The following is a 20,213-nucleotide window of genomic DNA, read 5'->3' on the forward strand; positions in this document are numbered from 1 at the left end:
CGTTCGCCTATTTTAAGATTATTTAGGGTTGTTTTCCGCGAAGAAGCATTCATCGACGAAACTTATCGCGCCAGACGAAAGCCATCTACAACACGTATTTTTCGCGCGCTAGCATCGGTCTGTCCATCAATCGTGCGGCAAGAACACGCAACGGCCCATCGCCTACAGGATTTTTTTCAGATGAAACTTCATTTCGACGTGGGCGCCGTATTGCAGGGCAGCGACGGGACGCGCTTTGCGCAGGGCCTGCTCCTGACGCTGGAGATCGCCCTGGCGGCATGGCTGCTGGCGATGTTGCTCGGCGTCGCGCTCGCCTGCCTGAGACTGACGCGAAACCGCATCGCCGCCGCGGCGGTCGCCGGATTCGTTGCCTACCATCGCAACGTTCCCATGCTCGTGCAGGTGCTTTTCTGGTATTTCGGCATTTCCACCATCCTGCCGACCGGCATGCAGAATCTGCTGAACGACTATAACGGGCAGGCCATCTTTTCCGTGATCGCGATCGGCTGCTGCAGCGGGGCCTATCTCTGCGAAGACATTCGCAGCGGCCTGCGCTCCATTCCCGCCGGCCAGTTCGAGGCAAGCCGCGCGCTCGGCCTCAACTTCGCGCGCTCGATGCGCTTCGTCATCCTGCCGCAGGCGCTGCGCAACGCGATTCCATCGATGATCAACCACACGGTGCTGTTGTTCAAGAACACGAGCCTGGCAATGGCGATCGGGGCGGCGGAACTGACCTATACGTCCCGCGCGATCGAGAACGAGACCTTCCTGTCGTTCGAGACCTACTTCGTGGCCACCGTCCTGTATCTCGCCATCTCCTTGCTCGTCATGGGCGCCGGCGCCATGCTCGAACAGCGGGTCCGCCTCGCGGGAGCGCGCTGATCATGTGGCAAATTCTCCACGACAACTGGGAATTGCTGCTCATCGGCCAGTATCCTCACGGGCCGGTCGGCGGCATCGTGTTGACGATCCTGCTCTCGATCAGCGCGCTCGTGATCGCTTTTCCGCTGGGTGTGCTGGTGGCCATGGCCCGCGTCAGCTCCTTTCCGCTCGTGCGGGCCGCGGCCACGGGCTACGTCTACACGATCCGCGGCATTCCGTTGCTGATGATCGTCTTCTGGCTGTATTTCCTGGTGCCCGTGTTCACCGGATTCCCGGTCACCGGTTTCGTCACCATGCTCTGCGCCCTGGTGGTCTACGATGCCGCCTACCTCGGCGAGATCATTCGCTCCGGCATTCAGGCGCTGCCCCGGGGACAGGTCGAGGGAGCCCGCGCGCTGGGCCTGAGCTATCTGAAGACGATGCGGCTCATCATCCTGCCGCAGGCGCTGTACAACGTCGTGCCCAGCATGGTGACGCAATGGGTATCGACGATCAAGGAAACGTCGCTGGGCTACATCATCAACGTGCAGGAAATTTCCTTTGCCGCCGATCAGATCAACAACCGGCTGATGACCAGGCCCTTCGCGGTATATCTGATCCTGGCGATGAGTTATTTCGCACTCTGCTACGCGCTCACCCAGCTCGCGCAATATCTCGAAAAACGCATCACGAAAAGGCGCGATGGTCGCCGCCGCGCCAGGGCCACGGGTCTCGAACCGGCTGCCGGATCGTCCAGGCTTCGCAACACCGCGGCGATCGCCGACAACTGAAACCACAGGCAGCTGCCGCGCCGCACGGAGGTCACCGATATGATTGGATTCGTCAATGTGAACAAATGGTATGGGGAATACCATGCGCTGGTCGATATCAATGGCAAGGTCGACAAAGGCGAAGTCGTGGTGGTCTGCGGCCCCTCGGGCTCGGGAAAATCCACGCTCATCCGCACCGTGAACCGGCTCGAGGAGATCGACCGGGGCAAGATCCATTTCGACGGCAAGAATATCCACGACGCGAAAATCGAAATCAACGCCTATCGCAGCGCGGTGGGTTTCGTCTTTCAGCAGTTCAACCTCTTTCCGCATCTCTCCGTACTCGAGAACATCGTCCTGTCGCCGGTTCGGGTGAAGCGCGAGAAACGCGCCGCGGCGCGCGACAATGCCATGCGGCTGCTCGAACGCGTGGGTTTGGGCGGCAAGGCGGATGCATTCCCGGCCCAGCTTTCCGGCGGACAGCAACAGCGCGTCGCCATCGCGCGCGCGCTGGCGATGGATCCGCCCGCCATGTTGTTCGACGAACCCACCAGCGCCCTCGATCCCGAAATGGTGGGCGAGGTGCTGGCCGTGATGAAGGGTCTGGCCAGCGAGGGCATGACCATGATGTGCGTCACGCACGAAATGAATTTCGCGCGCGAGGTCGCGGATCAGATCTGGTTCATGGACGAAGGCAAGCTGCTGGAAACCGCGGCGCCCGAAGCGTTCTTTTCCAACCCGCAGCACCCACGCGCCCGGCGTTTTCTGTCGGATCTCCGAAACCACTAATCCCACCATCGCCAATAGGGAGTCTCATCGATGAAGTCAGCCGAAATGAAGCCGGTATGGATGATCGCAGCAGTCTTGCTGCTCACCAGCGCTGCGGCATCCGCGGATCAACTCAGCGACATCAGGCAGAAAGGCGCCGTCAGTTGCGGGGTCTATTCGAATGTCGAGCCCTTCTCCTACCCGGATCCGCAATCCCGGGAACTCGTCGGCATGGACGTCGACCTGTGTCGCGCGTTGGCCAAGCGTCTGAACGTCAAAGCGGCGCTGCAGCCGCTGTCGGTCGAAGCGCGCGTGCCGCAGTTGAAGCTGGGCCGCGTCGACATGGTGATCGCCAACCTGGCCTACACCAAGACGCGCGCCTCGCAGATCGATTTCAGCGACGCCTATTATTCGACCAAGGAAGTGCTGGTCGTCAAGAAAGACAATGCGAACAAGACGCTGGCCGATCTGGCCGGTCAGCGTTTCAGCGCGACCGACGGCTCCACGTCCGCACAGTCGATTCCGCTGTCGATCAAGGACGGCAAAGCCGTGACGTTCCACGACACCAGTTCGGCGTTCACCGCGCTCGAGCAGAACAAGGTGCAAGGTTTCGTCACGAATCAGATGACCGCACGGCAGATACAGTCGCAAGTCAAGGATACGGACGGCGCCGTCGCCATCCTCAAGGAACCCATGCTGATCGAACCGATCGCCGTGGGTTTGCCGCAAGGCCAGCCCGCCTTGAAAGACGCGGTGAACGCGGCGCTCGTCGATATGGACAAGAACGGCGAGATGCAACAGATTTTCGACAAATGGCTGGGGCCGAAAACGAAATACGGTCTGGTTCGCGCGGACAAGGTGACGCCCATCGCGCAACTCAAGTTCACCCCCGTTTAGTATCACTTTCGCGCCATTCCGTCGTGCGGGCAAGCGGCGCCGGCCGGCCCGTGGACGCTGCGGCATATCCGGCGGAGCCGTTTCCCGGAACTACGTGATTCGATACATTTCTTCGTGATCCGCGCTTCGCCGTTTGCACTCGCACTCAAACTGGGCGATTTGGAGATGACGTCATGGACCGACTGAATGCATCGTCGCCGCGCCCCGTTCCTGCCGATCCGGACCCAATGCAGGACAGGCACCCGGCGCAGCCGTCCGCTACCGCATCGTCCAGAGGGCGAACGATGAGCAGCACACTCGACCTCTCGACGAAGCGGTCGCCGTCACCCGCATCGAAAGCCGACTCGAAGCGACGTTCGCCCACCACCCTGCCGCATGAGCTGCTAGGCTCCATCACATCGTACGTGAAAGGTCGGTCGACGGTGGCCCTGGCGCGTACGTCAAAGGAGATGAACGCGTTCGTATCGCCTGAGCTGGATAGCGCGCGGCTGGTGGATCGCGCAGAGCGCGCGGGTAGAGCCCGCGACCTGGCACCCCTGTACGCGGACACGCCCGACGACGCGCCGACACCGGGACATCCCCAGGGCCAGCCCAATGCGATTGCGAGATTGCCGGCTTATCAGCAAGCCGAGCCGAGAGCGGCGGTGGCCGCGAAGCTGGTCGACCTGGCGCGGCCCCTGGGCGGCCCCAACGCGGATTCTTTCCAGGATTTCACCGTATTCCTCGAGATCGCGTCTCTGCTCAGAACCCTTCCCGACGAGGAAAAACTACCCGTCCTCGCGGTGTTGGCGGCCAAATCGGCGTTCATTGGTCATGATTCCGGCGAGGCGGGAGCGGCGCATCATAGTATTGCGGAGATGATCGAGAACGCGCCCCCGGCGTCGCAACCCGCACTTTGGAAAGCGCTGGCCGGCAACGTTCCCGAGCTGTCGCAGGATGATATGCCGCAGGCCTTCACCGATATGCTCGAGATGATGGAAAGGACGGGTCCGTCACCGGCGTTGCGGGGCGACTTGCTGAAGCTGATCACGCCCGCCCTCTCCTTGTTCCATCCGGATGAACTACTGGACAGAAGCGATTCACTCATCCATGCCGCGAACGATTTGCCGGAGGATCTGCGCGACGGTGTACAAGACCAGATATTGAAGAACCTCGCGCGGTGTGTCGTCGACATGGGGAGGGATCGCGTGCCGGCCACATTGTCGTATATGCTCCGATTGGTCGAGCAGCGCGACCCTTCCCCAACGCGCCAGGAGGAGTTGCTGAAGAACATGTTCGCTTCCTCCATCCTCGCGTTTGAATCGAACGACGACCGTGCGGAGGCAGCCGACGCGCTTATTCACGCCGCGGAAGGGTTGCCCGGGAACCATCGCGACGGTATTCAGGCGCATATCCAGGCAACGATGGCCCAGGGCGCGACCTTGCCCGGCGGTTGAGTGCACCGCCAGGTACGCCGTCAGCGCCGTTCGCCCAGCGCCGCCGCGATCAGATCGTCCTGATCCCGCTGCTGCATCTTCGCGGACGACCGCGCGCCGGAAGGCGTCGCGGCCGGGCATGCCTTGCGCAGCGCGACCGCCTCACCGCACGCTTCGTCCAGATGATCGCGGACGAATTGCCAGGCACCCTGGTTCGCATCCTCCTCCTGCACCCAGACGATTTCCGCCAGATTGACGAACGGCGCCAGCGCGGCCGCCAGCGCCGCCTTCGGAAACGGGTAGAGCAATTCGAGGCGCAACAGCGCCACCGTGTTCATGTCGGCGCGCGTGCCAGTGCCCGTGTCCGCGGCGTCGCGTGCCGCCTGCAGCGCGTAGAACACCTTGCCGCTGCACAGCACCACGCGCGTCACCCTATTCGGATCGCGCTTCGCGTCGTCGGCCAGGACGGGCTGGAACGCGCCGTCGATGAGTTCGCTCATGACCGAATGCGACCCCGGGTTCGCGTAGAGCTGGGCCTTCGGCGTCATGACGACCAACGGCTTGCGTTGCGGACTCAGCGCCTGCCGGCGCAGCAGATGGAACCATTGCGCCGCGTTGCTGGGAAACGCGACACGGATATTGTCCTGCGCGCACAACTGCAGGAACCGGCTCAGATAGCCGCTCGAATGTTCCGGCCCCACGCCTTCGTGACCGTGCGGCAGCAGGATGACCAACGCCGATTGATACCCCCACTTCGCCTCGCCGGACACGATGTACTGGTCGATCATGATCTGCGCGCCATTCACGAAATCGCCGTATTGCGCTTCCCAGATCACGAGGTCGCGGCGGCTCTGCGTGCTGTAGCCGTACTCGAAGCCCAGCACCGCTTCCTCGCTCAGCGGCGAATTGACGACATCGAACGGCGTGCCGGGTTGCGCGACCCGCCTCAGCGGCACGAACCGGTCGGCGTAATCCGGCGAAGGCTCGCTCGCGTGCCAGACCGCGTGCCGGTGCATGAACGTGCCACGGCCCACGTCCATGCCGGAGATCCGGACGCCATGCCCATCGGAGAGCAACGACGCATAGGCGAGATTTTCGGCGAGGCACCAGTTCGCGATGCCCTCTTCCCGCGCCACGGCATCGCGCCATTGACCGATCAGGCGGTGAATGACGTCGTGAAAACGCTGGCCGGCGGGCACGGCGGTCATCGCCCGGACCAGCTCGCGCAAACGCACCAGCGACAGTGGCGCGCCTGCCCGGGCGTCATCCGCAAAGGATGGCACGGCCGGGGGCGGGAACTGCCAGTCGGCGCGGGCATCCTCGTGAAACGACGTCGCCGCGCGGGCGCGCAATTCGCCCAGGGTCGCGGTCGAGACCACATCGGTGGCGACCATCTGGTCCCCATACAGCGCCGTCACGGTGGGATGCCGGTCGATCACCGCATGCAAGGCCGCCTGCGTCACCGACGGAATATCCTGCTCCGCATGGCCCAGGCGCCGATAGCCGACGAGGTCGATGACGACATCCACGCCGAACGCCATCCGGTAGTCGAAGGCCACCCGCGCCACCGCCATGACGTCTTCGGGATGGTCCGCGTTGACGTGGAAGACCGGCGCATCGATCATGCGCGCGATGTCCGTGCAATAGCGGTGCGTCTGCGGTTGCAGCGGGTTGGGCGTGGTGAAACCGATCTGGTTGTTGACCACGATGTGGATCGTGCCGCCGAGCGAATAACCGTTCGCCTGGGTCAGATTCAGCGTTTCCATCACCACGCCCTGCCCGGCGAAGGCCGCATCGCCGTGAATGACGATCGGCACGCAGGACGAACCGCTCGCGCCATCGTCGTCCGACACGGCGCGGCTCATGCCGCTCACCACCGGGTGCACGCTTTGCAGATGCGACGGATTGTGCGCCAGGAACAGCATGACCTTTCCGTACGACGTCTCCTTGGCCGACAGACCGCCGAAATGATAGGGCAGATCCTGCTGCGCGACGGCACTGGCGGATGTCGTGTCCAGGTAGGCCATCATCCGCTCGGGCGGATAGCCCATCAGATTGACCAGCGTATTCAGGCGGCCCCGATGCGGCATGCCGACGAACGCCTTGCCGATGCCGTGCAGGGCGGCCATTTCGATGAGCGTATCCATGAGCGGCAGCATGCTTTCGCAGCCTTCGAGCGAAAAACGCTTCGCCTGCGGGAAGGTGCGCTGTACGACCCGCTCCCATTCCTCCGCGGCCAGCAGGCGCCGCAGCAGGCCTACCTGATCCGCCGGCGAGGGGCGCGCCAGGGCCTGACCCGATTCCATGCTGTTGAACAGCCAGTCCCGGCGCGCGGCGTCGCGCACGCCGCTCGCGTCCAGCCCGACCGGGCCGCAATAGACATCCTGCAGGCGTCGATGCAGGCCCGCGATGCCGGCCACGGGATCCAGCTCGGCGGCATCGCCCGGAAAGAGCGCGGCGGACGACAGACCATGCCATTGCGGTGTCAATTCGTCCACCGCCACGGCGGCGACGAGATTCAGCGGATCGATCCGGGCGACCCGGTAGCCGTGCTCGCGATACGCCGCGATGAAGTTCGCGACACGTGCGAGGCGTCCGCTCGCCTTGTCCGACAGGCGGGACGGGTGGGAGAAACCGTCTTGCGCACGGGGGCGCAGTGCATCATCGGACGAATGAAGTGTCATGACCTTGTAGGATCCAGGGGAAAAGAGTGAATCGTTGCCGTCGGCAGCGGCCGAACCTTCAGCGCTCCAGACGGAAAGCGCGCACCATTTCGGTCAGTTGTCCGGCCTGCTCCTGCAGCGCATGCGCCGCAGCCGAGCTTTCCTCGACGAGGGCCGAATTCTCCTGCGTTACCCGGTCCACCTGCATCACCGCGCCATTGATCTGTCCGATGCCGTCGCTTTGCTCCCGCGTCGACACGCTGATGCCCGAGACGATATCGGTCACTTGCCGGATGCTCGACATCACGTCGCGGATGATCGCGCCGGCTTCCTCCACGCTTTGCTTGCCGAGGCTCACCTGACCGACGGAATCGTTGATCAGTTCCTTGATTTCCTTCGCCGCGCCGGCGCTGCGTTGCGCGAGGTTGCGCACTTCGGTCGCGACGACCGCGAAGCCGCGGCCGTGCTCGCCGGCGCGGGCGGCCTCGACCGCCGCGTTGAGGGCGAGAATATTCGTTTGAAAAGCGATGCCGTCGATCAGCGAAATGATTTCCACGATCTTGGCCGACGACTGGTTGATCGCGTTCATCATATCGACGGCATGGTCGACCGCACCGCCGCCGCGCGTCGCCACGGTGCTGGCCGACAGCGCCAGTTCGTTCGCCTGACGCGCGTTGTCGGCGTTCAGTTTCACGGTCGACGTCAACTGCTCCATCGCGGAAACGGTCTGTCCCAGCGAACTGGCCTGCTGTTCCGTGCGACCCGCCAGATCGCGGCTGCCGCCCGCGATCTCCCGGGCGGCGGTGGCGATGGTGTCCGTGCCGGAGCGCACCTGTCCGACGATGGCGTGCAGATTGCCGATCATGTTTTTCAAGGCTCGCAGCAAGCGGCTGACTTCGTCCTTGCCCTCGATCGTCACGTCCTGCGCCAGATTGCCCCGCGCGACCGCCTCCGCCAGATCGACCGCCTGATTGATGGGCGCGACGATCGTCCGGGTGATGAAAATGCCCGTCACGATGGACATCAGCACCGCCAGGACCGAAAGCGCCGCCATTTCGATCTCCGCATGCGCGGCGTTTTCCGAGGCGTTGGCGACATCGTTGGTCATCACGCTCGCCTGGTGTTCGACCATCTTGTCGACCAGCACGTAGTAGACACTCTGCAGACGCGCCACATCGCCCTGGTACTCGGCGACCGCGTCCTGCTGCCGTCCCGCTTCCAGATCGGCGAAGAAGCGCTTGACCGCGACACCGTATTGGGTTCGCGCCTGGATCTGCTGGTCCAGGAGATCCCTGCCTTCCGGGGTGCTGATCAGGCCCTGCAGCTTCGTGTACGCCGCGGCGTTCATGCTGCGAATCGCCGCGTATTCCGTCATGTAACGCTGTTTCTGTTCCGGGGAGGTGACGTTCAGCAGGTTGCTCAGGACCGCGTTGGCCTTGTAGCCGTTGCTCTTGATGTCGTTGCTCAGGGAAATCAGGGGATAGCGACCGTTGACGATGAGGTTCATCTTGTCGGTGCTGAAATTCAGATTGATGATGCCGAGAATGGCGGTCAACACCATCAATGCGACGACGAAGCCGAACGCGAGCGCCAGGCGCGCGCTGATTTTCAGATCTCTAGCTTTCACGTTTACCTCTGCGCGACGGGGTGATTTGATGGAGCACGATCTGCTTGAGCCGCGTCCATCAGTGATTTACGGCATACGCGGGGCGATCTTTAGCGCCCGCGGGCAGGTCAACCCGGCGCACCGGCGGGCCGGCCGCCCGCACATCCGCCGCCCTCCCCCGTGCGGCGTTACTCTATAATCTGGCCTCCCGAGCCCTTCGCTGCCCTGTCCGCCGCGCATGCCGCACCGCCCGCCCCGACTCCGGCCCCGACCCTGCCCCCATGACCCTGATACCCCGCTTCACCCGCCTGTTCCCCCTGTGGGCGGTCCTGATCTCGCTGCTCGCCTATGTACGGCCCGCCAGCCTGCTCGGCATGCTGCCCCATGTGCCCGCGCTGTTGATGCTGGTCATGTTCGGCATGGGCGTGACCCTCTCGCTCGGGGACTTCCGCCGCGTGCTGGTCCGTCCGGCGCCGGTGCTGGTCGGCGTCATCCTGCATTACCTGGTGATGCCCGCCGCGGCGTGGCTCGTGGCGAAGGCGCTGCGCATGCCGCCCGAACTCGCCACCGGGATGATCCTGGTCGGCAGCGTCGCGAGCGGCACCGCGTCCACCGTCATGGTCTATCTGGCGCGCGGCGACGTCGCGCTGTCGATCACGATCAGCGCGCTGTCGACCGTGGTGGGCGTGGTGGCCACGCCGTTCCTCACCCGGCTCTATACCGACGCGGCCATCCACGTCGCGGTGGGCGCGATGATGCTCAGCATCGTGCAGATCGTCGCGGTGCCGGTGGCGCTGGGCCTGTTGATCAATACGCTGTTCACGCGCGCCGTGCGCCGTGTCGAGCCGATGCTGCCGCTGGTGTCGATGGTCGCGATCCTGCTGATCATCGGCGCGATCGTCGCCGGCACCCAGGCGACGATCGCCACCGTGGGAATGCTCACAGTGATCGGCGTGATCCTGCACAACGGCATCGGCCTGCTCAGCGGCTATTGGGGCGGCCGCCTGCTGGGCTTCGACAAGACCATCTGCCGCACGCTCGCGTTCGAGATCGGCATGCAGAACTCCGGTCTCGCCGCCACGCTGGGCAAGCTGTATTTCGGCCCGATGGCCGCCCTGCCGGGCGCGCTGTTCTCCGTATGGCACAATCTTTCGGGTTCGATGCTGTCGTCGTGGTGGTCGTCGCGCCCGACCGGTGTCGAAAGCACCGCAACGCTGTCCTCAGAGGAAACGATTCGATGACGCACGACGATGGCACGGCGGGCGCCGCTCGCGCCGACGAGGCCCGCACAGCGGCCCGAGATGGCATTCGCGTGGGCCTGATCGGCTATGGCAGCGCCAGCAAGACCTTCCACGCCCCATTGATCGGTACGACGCCCGGCCTGCGCCTGGTCGCCGTCTCGAGCCGCGACGCCGCGAAAGTCCACGCGGACTTGCCCGACGTGGCGGTCGAGGCGACGCCCGAGGCGCTGCTCGCCCGCGCGGACATCGATCTGGTGATCATTCCGACGCCGAACGCGACGCACTTTCCGCTGGCGCTCGCCGCGCTGCGGCAGGGCCGGCACGTGGTGGTCGACAAACCGTTCACCCTCACGCTCGCCGAGGCCGAACAACTGGCCGCCGTCGCCGCCGAACGCCGTTTGCTGCTGACGGTGTTCCACAACCGGCGCTGGGATGCCGATTTCCTCGCGGTCCGGCAACTGGTACGCAGCGGCGAATTGGGCAGGATCAGCGTCTTCGAATCTGCGTTCCCGTATTTCCGGCCGGAACCGCGCGACCGCTGGCGCGAACGCGCCGGCGAAGGCGGCGGGCTGTGGAACGATCTCGGCCCGCATCTCGTCGATCAGGCACTGCAGCTTTTCGGCATGCCGCAGGCGATCTATCTCGATGCGCAACCGCTGCGCGAGGGCGCGCAGACCGACGACTATTTCACCGCGATTTTGCGCTACGCCGACAAACGCGCGATCCTGCGCGTCAATGCCAGCGCCGGCCTGCCCACGCCGCGCTTCATCGTGCAGGGCACGCTCGCGAGCTATTCGAAATTCGGTACCGACGGGCAGGAAGACGCGTTGCGCGCGGGGCAGCGGCCCGGACAGCCCGGTAGCGGCTGGGGCCATGACCCGATCGTCGGCGCGCTGCGCCGGCATGCCGACGGCAAGACCCTGCCCTACCCTTCGCCATCGGGCGATTACCCGGCCTTCTACGCATCGGTGCGCGATGCGTTGCAGCCGCGGTATGCAGATCGTGAAGCAAACCGGGAAGCGGGTCGGGACGCCGATGCGATGCCGGTCGCCGCGGTCGACCTGCCCAGCGCGCTTGCCGTCGTCGCGCTGCTCGACGCCGGCCGTGCCAGCCTGGCCGCCCGCGTCGAACAACCCTGCCACGCGCCGGGCTAGCGGGCGTCATGCGCCGCGCCGGGTATTCCCACGGGCCTCACTTTTTTGGAATTTTCCCATGAGCGATATCGCCGCCGACCTCGGCATTCTCAGCGCCCAGGAACGGGATCTCGTTTTCGCCCGCTTCGACACGGACGTCGCCTGGCGCCTGGGCGGCACGCTGCGTCAGGCCGCGCTGGACGCCGGCGCGGCGCTGACGATCGAAATCCGTGCCGGACGTCAGATCCTGTTCCACGCACCCACGCCGGGCACCGCCGCGATCAATGCCGACTGGGTACGCCGCAAGGGCAACACCGCCGCGCATTTCGGCAGGAGTTCCTATGCGATCGGCCTGGCGCTGCAGCGCGATCGGGCGAGCATCGAGGATAAATACGGACTCAGCGGCGCCGAGTTCGCCACGCAGGGGGGCGGTTTTCCGGTGCGTCTGGCCGCCGCCGCGGGTGCCGCGCCGCTGCTCGTCGGCAGCATCGCGGTATCCGGTCTGCCGCAACGCCAGGACCATGTGTTCGTCGCAACCACGCTGGCGCGCTTTCTCGATCTGCCGCTCGTGGCGCTGACGGACTGAGACCGGCGGGCGACACCGCGCGCCCCTCACCCGTGATCTTCTTTCTGGCGTTGCAACGCTTCGAAATCGGCGAGACGCGTGCGCGCGGTCCGCCCGAGCTTTTGCGCCAGCAGCGAGATCATCAACTCGACCAGCGCAAAACCGGACGTCATCGAATCGAACGGCGCCAGACCGGTCGCGCTGTTCGTCAACAGCGAACCGGCATGCGTGGCCAGCGGCGACAGATACTGATCCGTGATCAATACGATATGCGCGCCGCGGCGCGCCGCTTCCAAACCCCAATCGATGGTCGTTTTCTGGTACCGCCGGTAGTCGAACACGACCGCCACGGTCCGTTTGTTGACATCGATCATCGCCGGAATCCGTGCGCCCGAATGGGGGCCGACCACCTGCACACCCGGCCGCAGCATCGTCAGATAGGCACCAAGGTGAGTCGCCAGCACCGCGCTGAAACGGCCACCCAGCAGGACGATCTGACGCTGCGGATCGGCGAGCAGACCGATCACGCGCTCCAGTTCGGCGGCGTCCAGATGCGCGAACGTCGCCTGGATCCCCTCCAGGAAAACCGACTGCGCGCGGGTCAACGCGTTGGTACCGGCCCCACCCTCGGCACGGGCCTCGGGATACACGTCGACCGGGGAAAACAGCCGGGTACTCACTTCGTCACGCAGCGCCTTCTGGAACGCGGCATAGCCGGGAAAACCGAGCTTGCCGACCAGACGCAGCACGGTAGGTGCGCTGACGCTCGCGTTGCCCGCCAGTTGCGCGACGGGCATCAGCCCGGCCATCGGATAGTTTTCCAGCAGACAGTTGATGACCGCCAGCTCCGCCGGTGCGACGCGGTTTCTGACACCGCGAATGCGCTGCGCAACGGTTTCGTCGCCGTGCTGGCCTTGAGAAGCCGCCATAGATCGCCAGGTTCCAGGAAAACGGAACCTGCATTTTACCGCGCCGCACCGGGCGACCACGATTTAATTGCCGCGTGCGGCGCCCGTCCCCGGCCCGCGCGGCGTCCGGTTCACTATGGCAAGCTTTCGATGGCCGTTGCGTCAGAACTTGTGGCGCATGCCGATCAGCACCGCGACCTGATTGGCGGTCGACGAGGGCGTCATCGCATAGATGTTCGCGCGCGCCGCCTGCCCGGTGGAGTCCGTGCCCGATGCATGTTGATATAACCCGACCGCGTAAAGATCCGTGCGCAGCGACAATACGTAATCGACACCCCATCCGGCCTGCTCATAGGTCGCGTCGTTGATGCCCGAGCCCTTCGTCCAGTCGTAGGTGATCCCCATGCGAAACGCCGGCGTGAACTGGTATTTTGCATTGACCTCGACGTTGTTGAAACGGGCCGTACCCTGGCCTCCCGGCGCGGCGATTCCGGCCTCGCTGCCGACATCCTGATATTGGGTATTGCTGTAGGTGCCCCCGAGGGTCAGCCTGCCGAGTTGATACGACGCGCCCGCAACGACGATTTGCAGCGTCTTCGCGGACGCGTAGCCCGCGTTGATCAGGCTGGTCATATTCGAGCTGGTGGTGCTCGACGACGGCAGATTGCCGTAGAACGAGTAGTTCGGGTCGCGCGCGTTGACGTACGCCGCGCCCACCGCGAACGGACCATGGCTGTAGCCGGCACCCGCCGACCATTCGGCATTGCGGCCGAACTGACCCGCCTGGTTGCCGAATGCGTAGGTGCCACCGAACGAAAACCCGCGATAGTCCGCGCTCAGGAATTTGATCGCGTTGTTTTCGCTCGAATTGTTGTTCAGATTGTCCAGATCGCCGGGATGGGAGCCATAGCCGGTCGCCCAATCGTCGGAGACGCTGAATCGCGAAACGAAGTCCAGCACCGAGTCGTACTGCCGCCCGAGCGTCACGGTGCCGGCCTCATGCGACGACAAGCCGACATAGGCGCGCTTGCCGAACAGCGCGCCGCCGTTGGCGATCTTGCCGTTGGAGATGGAGAACCCGTCCTCCAGCGCGAAGAGCGCGCTCAAGCCGCCGCCCAGATCCTCCGTTCCCCGCAATCCCCACCGGTCCGACTGCAGCGAGCCGCTCGCCTGTGAATAGAGCTTGGACCCCGCGGCATTGTTGTTGTATGCAAGGCCCGCATCGACGACGCCATACAACGTGACGCTGCTTTGGGCGTGGCCGCGCGGCGCGAACGACATCACGCCCAACGCCACGCAGGAGAGAACGGTGAAGCGCGTTTGCATCGGTGTCTTCATATCGGTGGGTATCAGGTAGAGATCGGGAAGGGCACGTCGCGCGACAGCGACCAGGCCTCGTCATGCCAAACGTAACAAAATTTCCGAATTGATAATATTTACGTAAAAAATAAAACACAAACGAAAAAATATCGGCATGCCCTCTCCGGACACATCGCCATCGGCAGCGAAGAATCGACTCGAAAAGTATTTTTTTTTTCGAATTGATTTTTTATCGTAACAAAAATAACATCCATTTCGATGCGCTTGCAGCGCGCCGCCCGTTGCCCCGCGCCCTTGCCGCGGCGGGCGACGGGACCGCCCACGGAACACACGCCTTTAAGGACCAGACATGCCCGACGTCCCCGGTTTCATTGCGAAGCATCATCTTTGGAGCGCCGCCCAGACGGAGGCCGCCGCGCAGGTCGCGGCCGCCGTCGGCGAACGAAAGTTGCGCACCATTCGCGTCAGCGTGGCGGATCCCCAGGGCAAGCTGCGCAGCAAAACCGTATTGCCCGGCATGTTCCGTTCGGTGATGAAGAACGGCCTGGACTTCACGTCCGCGCAGTTCAATTTCGATTCCGCCGAAGGCATCGCCTACAACCCGTTCACCGAGGACGGCGGCGTGGGCCTGAGCGAAATGGCGGGCTTTCCCGATGTGATCCTCGTCCCCGACCCGCTGACGTTCCAGGTGCTCCCGTGGGCCGAGGACTGCGGCTGGATTCAAGGGGACATGTATTTCAACGACGGCCGGCCGGTGCCTTTCGACGCGCGCCACATCCTGAAAAAGACCACCGCCGAATTGAAGGCGGCCGGCTTCGATTACGTCGCCGGCCTCGAGGTCGAGTTCTACGTCACGCGCGTCACGCAACATCACCTCGCGCCGCACGATCTCGGCAATCTGGGCATTCCCCCCACCCCGCCGAGCGTCGAAGCCATCGGCCGCGGCTATGCGTATCAGTCGGAAGAGCATCAGGACCAGATCGACGGCCTGCTCAACGTACTGGCGCGGCATTGCGAAGCGCTCGGTCTGCCGTTGCGCACCATGGAAGACGAGATGGGGCCGGGGCAACTGGAGTTCACCTTCGAGCCCCAATCCGCCTTGGCGGCGGCGGACACGATGACGCTGTTCCGCTCGATGGTCAAACAGGTGACCGCACGCATGGGATTGCATGCCACGTTCATGGCGCGCCCCGGTCTCGACAACTTTTGCGCCAGCGGCTGGCATCTGCACCAGAGCGTCACCGATGCCGACGGCAACAATGCCTTCGCCGCCCCCGCGCACGCCGCGACGCTGCTGTCCCCGCTCGGCGAACACTTCGTGGGCGGCCTGCTGGCGCATGCGGTGGAAGCGAGCGTCTTTTGCACCCCTACCGTCAACGGCTACAAGCGCCGCAAACCGAACTCCCTCGCGCCCGATCGCGTCACCTGGGGGTATGACAACCGCGCCGCGATGTGCCGGGTACAAGGCGGCCCGGGCGACCCGTCCTCGCATGTCGAGAACCGTATCGGCGAGCCTGCGGCGAACCCGTATCTGTACCTGGCGTGTCAGATCGCGGCAGGTCTCGATGGCATTCGGAACGCCATCGGCCCCGGCCCGCTGGAAGCCAGCCCCTACACCGCCGTGGACCGCCCCCTCCTGCCGAAAACGCTGATGGACGCGATGCGGCATCTGCGCGACGGCACGTTCTACCGGCGGGCGTTCGGCGATCAGTTCATCGACTGGTACCTGGGCCTGAAGCAGAACGAAGTGAACCGGTTCCTCGCGGCGGAACCCGATTGGGCGGATGACCCCGATCGCGTCACCGACTGGGAACACCGCGAGTACTTCACCCGCTATTGAACACCGTCCCGACCCCCAATCACGCACGGACCCGCATTGCCCTGGAGATATGCTGTGGACACGCCTCACGACTCACGTCACCACGCGCTGCACGACGCGCGCACCGGCACCTGCGGCGACGCCTATGCCGCACTTGTGCAGGAGCACCGGGTACACCGCTCCCTGTACACCGACCGTGCCATTTTCGAGGCGGAGATGAACACGGTCTTCGGTCAGACCTGGACCTTCCTCGCGCACGAAAGCGAAATTCCGAATCCGAACGACTATGTCCGCAAGCGGCTCGGCCTGCGACCGATCGTCGTCACGCGCGCCGCGGACGGCACGCTGCACGCCGTTCTGAACCGCTGCACGCATCGCGGCGCGACCGTATGCCGGCACGACAGCGGCAACGCCCGGCGCTTTACCTGCCCCTACCACAACTGGACTTTCGCCAATACCGGCGAACTGGTCGGCGTGCCGATCGTCGCCGGTTACGGCCCCGGCTTCGACAAAGGCGAACTTGGTCTGGGCAAGCTGCGCGTCGAAACCTATCGCGGCTTCGTGTTCGGCACCTTCAACCAGGCATTGCCCGACCTGAAGACGCATCTCGGTCAGGCAGCCGCGCACCTGGATCAGTGGCTGGATCGCTGGCCGGGCGCGAAGCTCGTCGTACGGCACGGTGCGACGAAGCTGCGCTGCAACGGTAACTGGAAGCTGGTGTACGACAATTCGGCCGACGGCTATCACCCCGGCTTCTCCCATTTGTCGCTGCTGCGCATGCGCAAGGACCGCTACGGCGGCGGCGTGGACATGCAGTGGGTGTCGGGTGACGTCGACGCCGGGCTGCAGACCGTCACCGATCTGGGCAACGGCAACACCTTCCTCGACCAACGCGCCGAAATCACCGCGTATTGGCCCCAGGCCGCGCCCATGCCCGGTGAAAACGCCTACGAGTCGACATTGCGCGCGCGGTTGGGCGACGCCGGGGCGGACGCCGCCCTCGACATGGTGATGGGTTCGGGGATGAACCTGAACATCTTCCCGAATCTGCTGATCATCGGCAATCAATTGCAGGTCATCGAGCCGTTCGACGTCGACCACAGCGAACTGTCGTGGTATGCGACCTCGCTGGAAGCGGACGACCTGCCGCCGGAAATCACCGCGCTGCGGATGCGCCTGCAGGAGGATTTTCCCGCGTTCGGCGAACCGGACGATCTGGCGAACTTCGAAGCCTGTCAGGAAGGCTTGCGCATCGCCGAAATGGAATGGGTGCACACCGGCCGGCATCTGGATACCGGCAGGGAGGGCATGACGCCGGAGGGCCTGCCGACCAGCGTCGTCAGCAGCGAACTGCCGATTCGCGCTTTCTGGAAGCAGTGGAAAACCTTGATGAACGGCCAGCCGGCACGAATCGGCGCGGCGCCCGCCGGCCTGTGCGCGGGCGACGACGCATGACAGCGCGAGGAGAGAACATGAGCGGCACACCGTCCCCGCAACCGAACACCGCGGAAACCCTGTCGTTGAACGACATCCTTGCCGACAGTCTGCATTCGCATTACATCGACGATGCCTACTACGCCAAACTGCGCCACGATTTCCGCGAATGGGACCAGCGGGGCAAACCGCTCGACGCCAGCGAGCGCGACGCCTACGAGGCGGTGATACTGCACGAAAACTGGCTGCTCGATCGTCAGGCATTCGAAGCGTGGTACCGGTTGTATACGAAGGAATGCGTGTATTGGGTACCGGCCGGCAAGCCCTCGCGCGACCCGGGCACGATCGATCCCCGGAAAAACGTGACGATCGCCTTCGACGACCGCCGCCGGATGGGCGACCGGATCGTCTGGCTGCGTACCGGCGTCGCCTCCGCGCAATTGCCCGTGTCGCAGACCACCCACATCAGCGCGGGATTCGTGCGCGTCCCCTCGGCGAATCCGGCCGAGATCAAGATCCGCTCGCAGTTCGTGCTGCACGAAATTCGCGGCGGGCATCCGATGCAGACGCTCGCGGGATGGATGGGACATGTCCTGGTCGAGCAGGACGGTGCGATCAGGATCGACCGCAAACTCGTGTGTCTGCTCGATGCGGACCGCGCGCGCCACAATCCCACTTTCCTGATTTGATGACCGCGACGCTTTCCCTTTTGGTACGCGAGGTCCGCTATCTCGCCGAGCGCATCGTCGGTTTGACGCTGGTGGACCCGCGCAATGCCGTCCTTCATGACGTAGCCGAGGCGAACGATCCGGCGCGCACGCCTGCCGGTGCGACGGCGGCCACGCGGGAAGATGCGCCGGGCATCCTGCCCGCCTGGACGCCGGGCGCGCACATCGATCTGCTGCTCCCCTCGGGAGCGGTACGCTCCTACTCCCTGTGCGGCGATCCCGCCGACCGTACCCGCTACGACATCGCGGTCCTGCGCGATGTCGACGGTCGTGGCGGCTCCAACGAGATCCACGACACGCAGTGGGTCGGCAGGCAGGTGGCGGTCATCGGCCCGCGCAACACCTTCGTCTGCGAGCCGGCACCGCACGTGGTTTTCATCGCGGGCGGGATCGGCATCACCCCTTTGTGGCCGATGCTGCGCGCAGTGGCGGCTGCGGGCGCGTCCTGGGAAATGCATTACCTCGGACGATCCCGGGCCGCGATGGCCTTTCTCGGCGGCATCGAACGCACCGCCGCGAACGCCCGCCGCACGGATAACGGTGCCGGCGCCCCGTCACGCGCCACGGTACACATCGTCGCCCGCGACGAAGGCGGGCATTTCGATGCCGACGCGACATTGGCCGCCGCGCCATCGGGCAGCGCGGTCTACTGCTGCGGCCCGGAACGGCTGATGCAGGCCGTCGAGCGCGCCTGCGCCGGGCGCCATGCGCTCCATCTCGAACGCTTCGGCCGGCCTGCCCTGCCCGCCGCGCTCGCGCCGGTGCTCGCGCAAAACGAGGCGCGGGCCGATGGCGCCGGCGGCACGTCGCCAGGCAGCGCCGACGACGCGCCGTGCGACCCGGACAGCGCGTTCCAGGTCGTGCTGCAACGTAGCGGGGTGACCCTGCAGGTGGGACCCGACGCGTCGATCCTGGAAGTCGTGCGACAGGTCCGGCGCGACCTGACCTTTTCCTGTTCCAGCGGCTATTGCGGCACCTGCGAGACCCGGGTGCTCGGCGGCCGGCCCGACCACCGCGACGATGTCCTCAGCGACGCCGAGAAGGCCGCGAACCGATCGATGATGATTTGCGTCGGCCGATCGTGCAGCGCGACCCTCGTCCTGGACCTGTGATCGTCATGGCCCCTGTTCACGATAACCGCTCGGACCCGACGAACATGCAGTCCCCCTCCCTCCAGAAAAGGAAGCAGCATCGTGCTTACCCCTGACTTTTTCGGCTATCCCTCCCGCGACGCATTGAACGCGCAATACGACATCGAAGCCACCATTCCCGACTTCGGCGCATTCGTCGACCGGATCGTCAAGGCGAGCGCCGATGCGCGCGCCACCGTCAGCAATGCGCTCGATATCCGCTACGGCCCGACCCTGTCCGAAACCTATGACGTCTTTCTGCCCGCCACGTCGCCGGCCGATGCGCAGGGCGGCGCGTTGGCACCGGCGCTGTTCTTCGTGCATGGGGGATACTGGAAAGCGACGACGAGCAAGGAATGGAGTTACGTCGCGAAGGGTCTGACCGACAAAGGCTTCGTCGTGGTGGTGGAGAACTACGCACTGCGGCCGGCGGTCACCGTCGCGGAAATCGTGCGACAGCATCGCGCGGCATTCGCGCATTTCTGGGCGCATGCGGGCGAACATGGCGTGGATGCCAGCCGGATCGTCGTCGCCGGCCACTCGGCGGGGGGACATGCGGTCGCGATGTTGATGCAAACGCCATGGGAAAGCGAATACGGCTTGCCCGCGCATCCGATCAAGGCCGCGATTCCGATCAGCGGACTGTTCGATCTGCGTCCGCTCGCGCCCACCGTCTTCGGTCCGATGCTCGCCCTCAGCGAAAGCGAAGAAACCGCGCTGAGTCCGCAGTTGCACGTCCAGGCGTCCGACGTCCCGCATGTGGTGGTATACGGCACGCAGGAAACCGACGAGTTCGAACGGCAATCGTCTCACTATGCGCAAGCCCTGGACGCGGCCGGCATCCCCTGCGACGTGCTGCCGCTACCGCACGACCATTTTACGATTCTGGACGCCCTGGCCGACGGCGACGGCGTCATCGCCCGGCTGCTCATCGCCATGGCGATGGCATGACGGC

17 protein-coding genes are annotated in these 20,213 nt (G+C 64.7%); 13 read left to right on the plus strand and 4 right to left on the minus strand.

Features of this window, described 5'->3' with window-relative positions:
- The first annotated feature begins 180 nt into the window (after positions 1 to 180).
- From OVY01_RS01335 to OVY01_RS01355, 5 genes are all read left to right on the plus strand, one after another.
- Positions 181 to 882, plus strand: a complete 702-nt coding sequence (locus OVY01_RS01335; protein ID WP_267845047.1) for an amino acid ABC transporter permease — start codon at positions 181 to 183, stop codon at positions 880 to 882.
- Positions 883 to 884: 2 nt separating this feature from the next.
- Positions 885 to 1,652 (plus strand): amino acid ABC transporter permease, encoded by a 768-nt coding sequence (locus OVY01_RS01340; protein ID WP_267845049.1) that lies wholly within the window; start codon positions 885 to 887, stop codon positions 1,650 to 1,652.
- A 39-nt stretch (positions 1,653 to 1,691) separates the two neighbouring features.
- Positions 1,692 to 2,420, plus strand: a complete 729-nt coding sequence (locus tag OVY01_RS01345; protein WP_267845051.1) for an amino acid ABC transporter ATP-binding protein — start codon at positions 1,692 to 1,694, stop codon at positions 2,418 to 2,420.
- Positions 2,421 to 2,450: 30 nt separating this feature from the next.
- Positions 2,451 to 3,296, plus strand: coding sequence for a transporter substrate-binding domain-containing protein (locus OVY01_RS01350; RefSeq protein ID WP_267845053.1), 846 nt, complete (start codon positions 2,451 to 2,453; stop codon positions 3,294 to 3,296).
- 284 nt (positions 3,297 to 3,580) lie between these two features.
- A complete protein-coding gene (locus tag OVY01_RS01355) occupies positions 3,581 to 4,732 on the plus strand; it encodes an F-box protein (RefSeq protein WP_267845055.1) in 1,152 nt (383 codons plus the stop codon).
- Positions 4,733 to 4,752: 20 nt separating this feature from the next.
- Here OVY01_RS01355 and OVY01_RS01360 read toward each other — a convergent pair whose 3' ends face one another.
- Both OVY01_RS01360 and OVY01_RS01365 read right to left on the minus strand, forming a co-directional pair.
- Positions 4,753 to 7,395, minus strand: a complete 2,643-nt coding sequence (locus OVY01_RS01360) for a 2-oxoglutarate dehydrogenase E1 component (protein ID WP_267845057.1) — start codon at positions 7,393 to 7,395, stop codon at positions 4,753 to 4,755.
- A gap of 58 nt (positions 7,396 to 7,453) precedes the next feature.
- Positions 7,454 to 9,001, minus strand: a complete 1,548-nt coding sequence (locus tag OVY01_RS01365) for a methyl-accepting chemotaxis protein (protein ID WP_267845059.1) — start codon at positions 8,999 to 9,001, stop codon at positions 7,454 to 7,456.
- A gap of 266 nt (positions 9,002 to 9,267) precedes the next feature.
- Between OVY01_RS01365 and panS the strand changes: the two genes are divergently transcribed.
- Genes panS through OVY01_RS01380 form a run of 3 tightly spaced genes read left to right on the plus strand, consistent with a single transcriptional unit; the run spans position 9,268 to position 11,940 of the window.
- Entirely contained in the window at positions 9,268 to 10,221 is a 954-nt protein-coding gene (gene panS / locus OVY01_RS01370; RefSeq protein WP_267847633.1) for a ketopantoate/pantoate/pantothenate transporter PanS, read from the plus strand.
- Positions 10,218 to 11,375: an oxidoreductase gene (locus OVY01_RS01375; RefSeq protein ID WP_267845060.1), complete on the plus strand. Its 1,158-nt coding sequence runs from the start codon at positions 10,218 to 10,220 to the stop codon at positions 11,373 to 11,375. Before panS ends, OVY01_RS01375 begins: the two co-directional genes overlap by 4 nt.
- A 58-nt stretch (positions 11,376 to 11,433) precedes the next feature.
- Positions 11,434 to 11,940 (plus strand): heme-degrading domain-containing protein, encoded by a 507-nt coding sequence (locus OVY01_RS01380; protein WP_267845061.1) that lies wholly within the window; start codon positions 11,434 to 11,436, stop codon positions 11,938 to 11,940.
- A 26-nt stretch (positions 11,941 to 11,966) separates the two neighbouring features.
- Here the strand turns inward: OVY01_RS01380 and OVY01_RS01385 are convergent, their stop codons facing one another.
- Together OVY01_RS01385 and OVY01_RS01390 are read right to left on the minus strand one after the other, a co-directional pair.
- The gene (locus tag OVY01_RS01385; protein ID WP_267845063.1) at positions 11,967 to 12,848 is read right to left on the minus strand and encodes a MurR/RpiR family transcriptional regulator; all 882 of its coding nucleotides are present in this window, start codon (positions 12,846 to 12,848) and stop codon (positions 11,967 to 11,969) included.
- Positions 12,849 to 12,989: 141 nt separating this feature from the next.
- A complete protein-coding gene (locus OVY01_RS01390) occupies positions 12,990 to 14,165 on the minus strand; it encodes a porin (RefSeq protein WP_267845064.1) in 1,176 nt (391 codons plus the stop codon).
- Between the two features lie 331 nt (positions 14,166 to 14,496).
- Between OVY01_RS01390 and OVY01_RS01395 the strand changes: the two genes are divergently transcribed.
- The 5 genes from OVY01_RS01395 (at position 14,497) to OVY01_RS01415 (ending at position 20,209) form a co-directional block, all read left to right on the plus strand.
- The gene (locus OVY01_RS01395; protein ID WP_267845065.1) at positions 14,497 to 15,987 is read left to right on the plus strand and encodes a glutamine synthetase family protein; all 1,491 of its coding nucleotides are present in this window, start codon (positions 14,497 to 14,499) and stop codon (positions 15,985 to 15,987) included.
- A gap of 54 nt (positions 15,988 to 16,041) precedes the next feature.
- On the plus strand, positions 16,042 to 17,421 hold the full coding sequence (locus tag OVY01_RS01400; RefSeq protein ID WP_267845067.1) for an aromatic ring-hydroxylating oxygenase subunit alpha: 1,380 nt from the start codon (positions 16,042 to 16,044) through the stop codon (positions 17,419 to 17,421).
- A gap of 17 nt (positions 17,422 to 17,438) precedes the next feature.
- Positions 17,439 to 18,089 carry an aromatic-ring-hydroxylating dioxygenase subunit beta gene (locus OVY01_RS01405; RefSeq protein WP_267845068.1) on the plus strand — a complete coding sequence of 217 codons (651 nt, stop codon included), beginning with the start codon at positions 17,439 to 17,441 and terminating at the stop codon, positions 18,087 to 18,089.
- Positions 18,089 to 19,240, plus strand: coding sequence for a PDR/VanB family oxidoreductase (locus OVY01_RS01410; RefSeq protein ID WP_267845069.1), 1,152 nt, complete (start codon positions 18,089 to 18,091; stop codon positions 19,238 to 19,240). Before OVY01_RS01405 ends, OVY01_RS01410 begins: the two co-directional genes overlap by 1 nt.
- 81 nt (positions 19,241 to 19,321) lie before the next feature.
- Positions 19,322 to 20,209, plus strand: coding sequence for an alpha/beta hydrolase (locus OVY01_RS01415; RefSeq protein WP_267845070.1), 888 nt, complete (start codon positions 19,322 to 19,324; stop codon positions 20,207 to 20,209).
- Positions 20,210 to 20,213 lie beyond the last annotated feature (4 nt).

The organism is Robbsia betulipollinis, from assembly GCF_026624755.1.
Classification (GTDB): domain Bacteria; phylum Pseudomonadota; class Gammaproteobacteria; order Burkholderiales; family Burkholderiaceae; genus Robbsia; species Robbsia betulipollinis.

What these genes read in the sequence shown, in the direction of transcription:
- OVY01_RS01335 (WP_267845047.1), top strand. Translation starts at nt 181, where the DNA reads ATGAAACTTCATTTCGACGTGGGCGCCGTATTGCAGGGCAGCGACGGG.
- OVY01_RS01340 (WP_267845049.1), top strand. Translation starts at nt 885, where the DNA reads ATGTGGCAAATTCTCCACGACAACTGGGAATTGCTGCTCATCGGCCAG.
- OVY01_RS01345 (WP_267845051.1), top strand. Translation starts at nt 1,692, where the DNA reads ATGATTGGATTCGTCAATGTGAACAAATGGTATGGGGAATACCATGCG.
- OVY01_RS01350 (WP_267845053.1), top strand. Translation starts at nt 2,451, where the DNA reads ATGAAGTCAGCCGAAATGAAGCCGGTATGGATGATCGCAGCAGTCTTG.
- OVY01_RS01355 (WP_267845055.1), top strand. Translation starts at nt 3,581, where the DNA reads ATGAGCAGCACACTCGACCTCTCGACGAAGCGGTCGCCGTCACCCGCA.
- OVY01_RS01360 (WP_267845057.1), bottom strand. Translation starts at nt 7,395, where the DNA reads ATGACACTTCATTCGTCCGATGATGCACTGCGCCCCCGTGCGCAAGAC.
- OVY01_RS01375 (WP_267845060.1), top strand. Translation starts at nt 10,218, where the DNA reads ATGACGCACGACGATGGCACGGCGGGCGCCGCTCGCGCCGACGAGGCC.
- OVY01_RS01380 (WP_267845061.1), top strand. Translation starts at nt 11,434, where the DNA reads ATGAGCGATATCGCCGCCGACCTCGGCATTCTCAGCGCCCAGGAACGG.
- OVY01_RS01385 (WP_267845063.1), bottom strand. Translation starts at nt 12,848, where the DNA reads ATGGCGGCTTCTCAAGGCCAGCACGGCGACGAAACCGTTGCGCAGCGC.
- OVY01_RS01390 (WP_267845064.1), bottom strand. Translation starts at nt 14,165, where the DNA reads ATGAAGACACCGATGCAAACGCGCTTCACCGTTCTCTCCTGCGTGGCG.
- OVY01_RS01395 (WP_267845065.1), top strand. Translation starts at nt 14,497, where the DNA reads ATGCCCGACGTCCCCGGTTTCATTGCGAAGCATCATCTTTGGAGCGCC.
- OVY01_RS01405 (WP_267845068.1), top strand. Translation starts at nt 17,439, where the DNA reads ATGAGCGGCACACCGTCCCCGCAACCGAACACCGCGGAAACCCTGTCG.
- OVY01_RS01410 (WP_267845069.1), top strand. Translation starts at nt 18,089, where the DNA reads ATGACCGCGACGCTTTCCCTTTTGGTACGCGAGGTCCGCTATCTCGCC.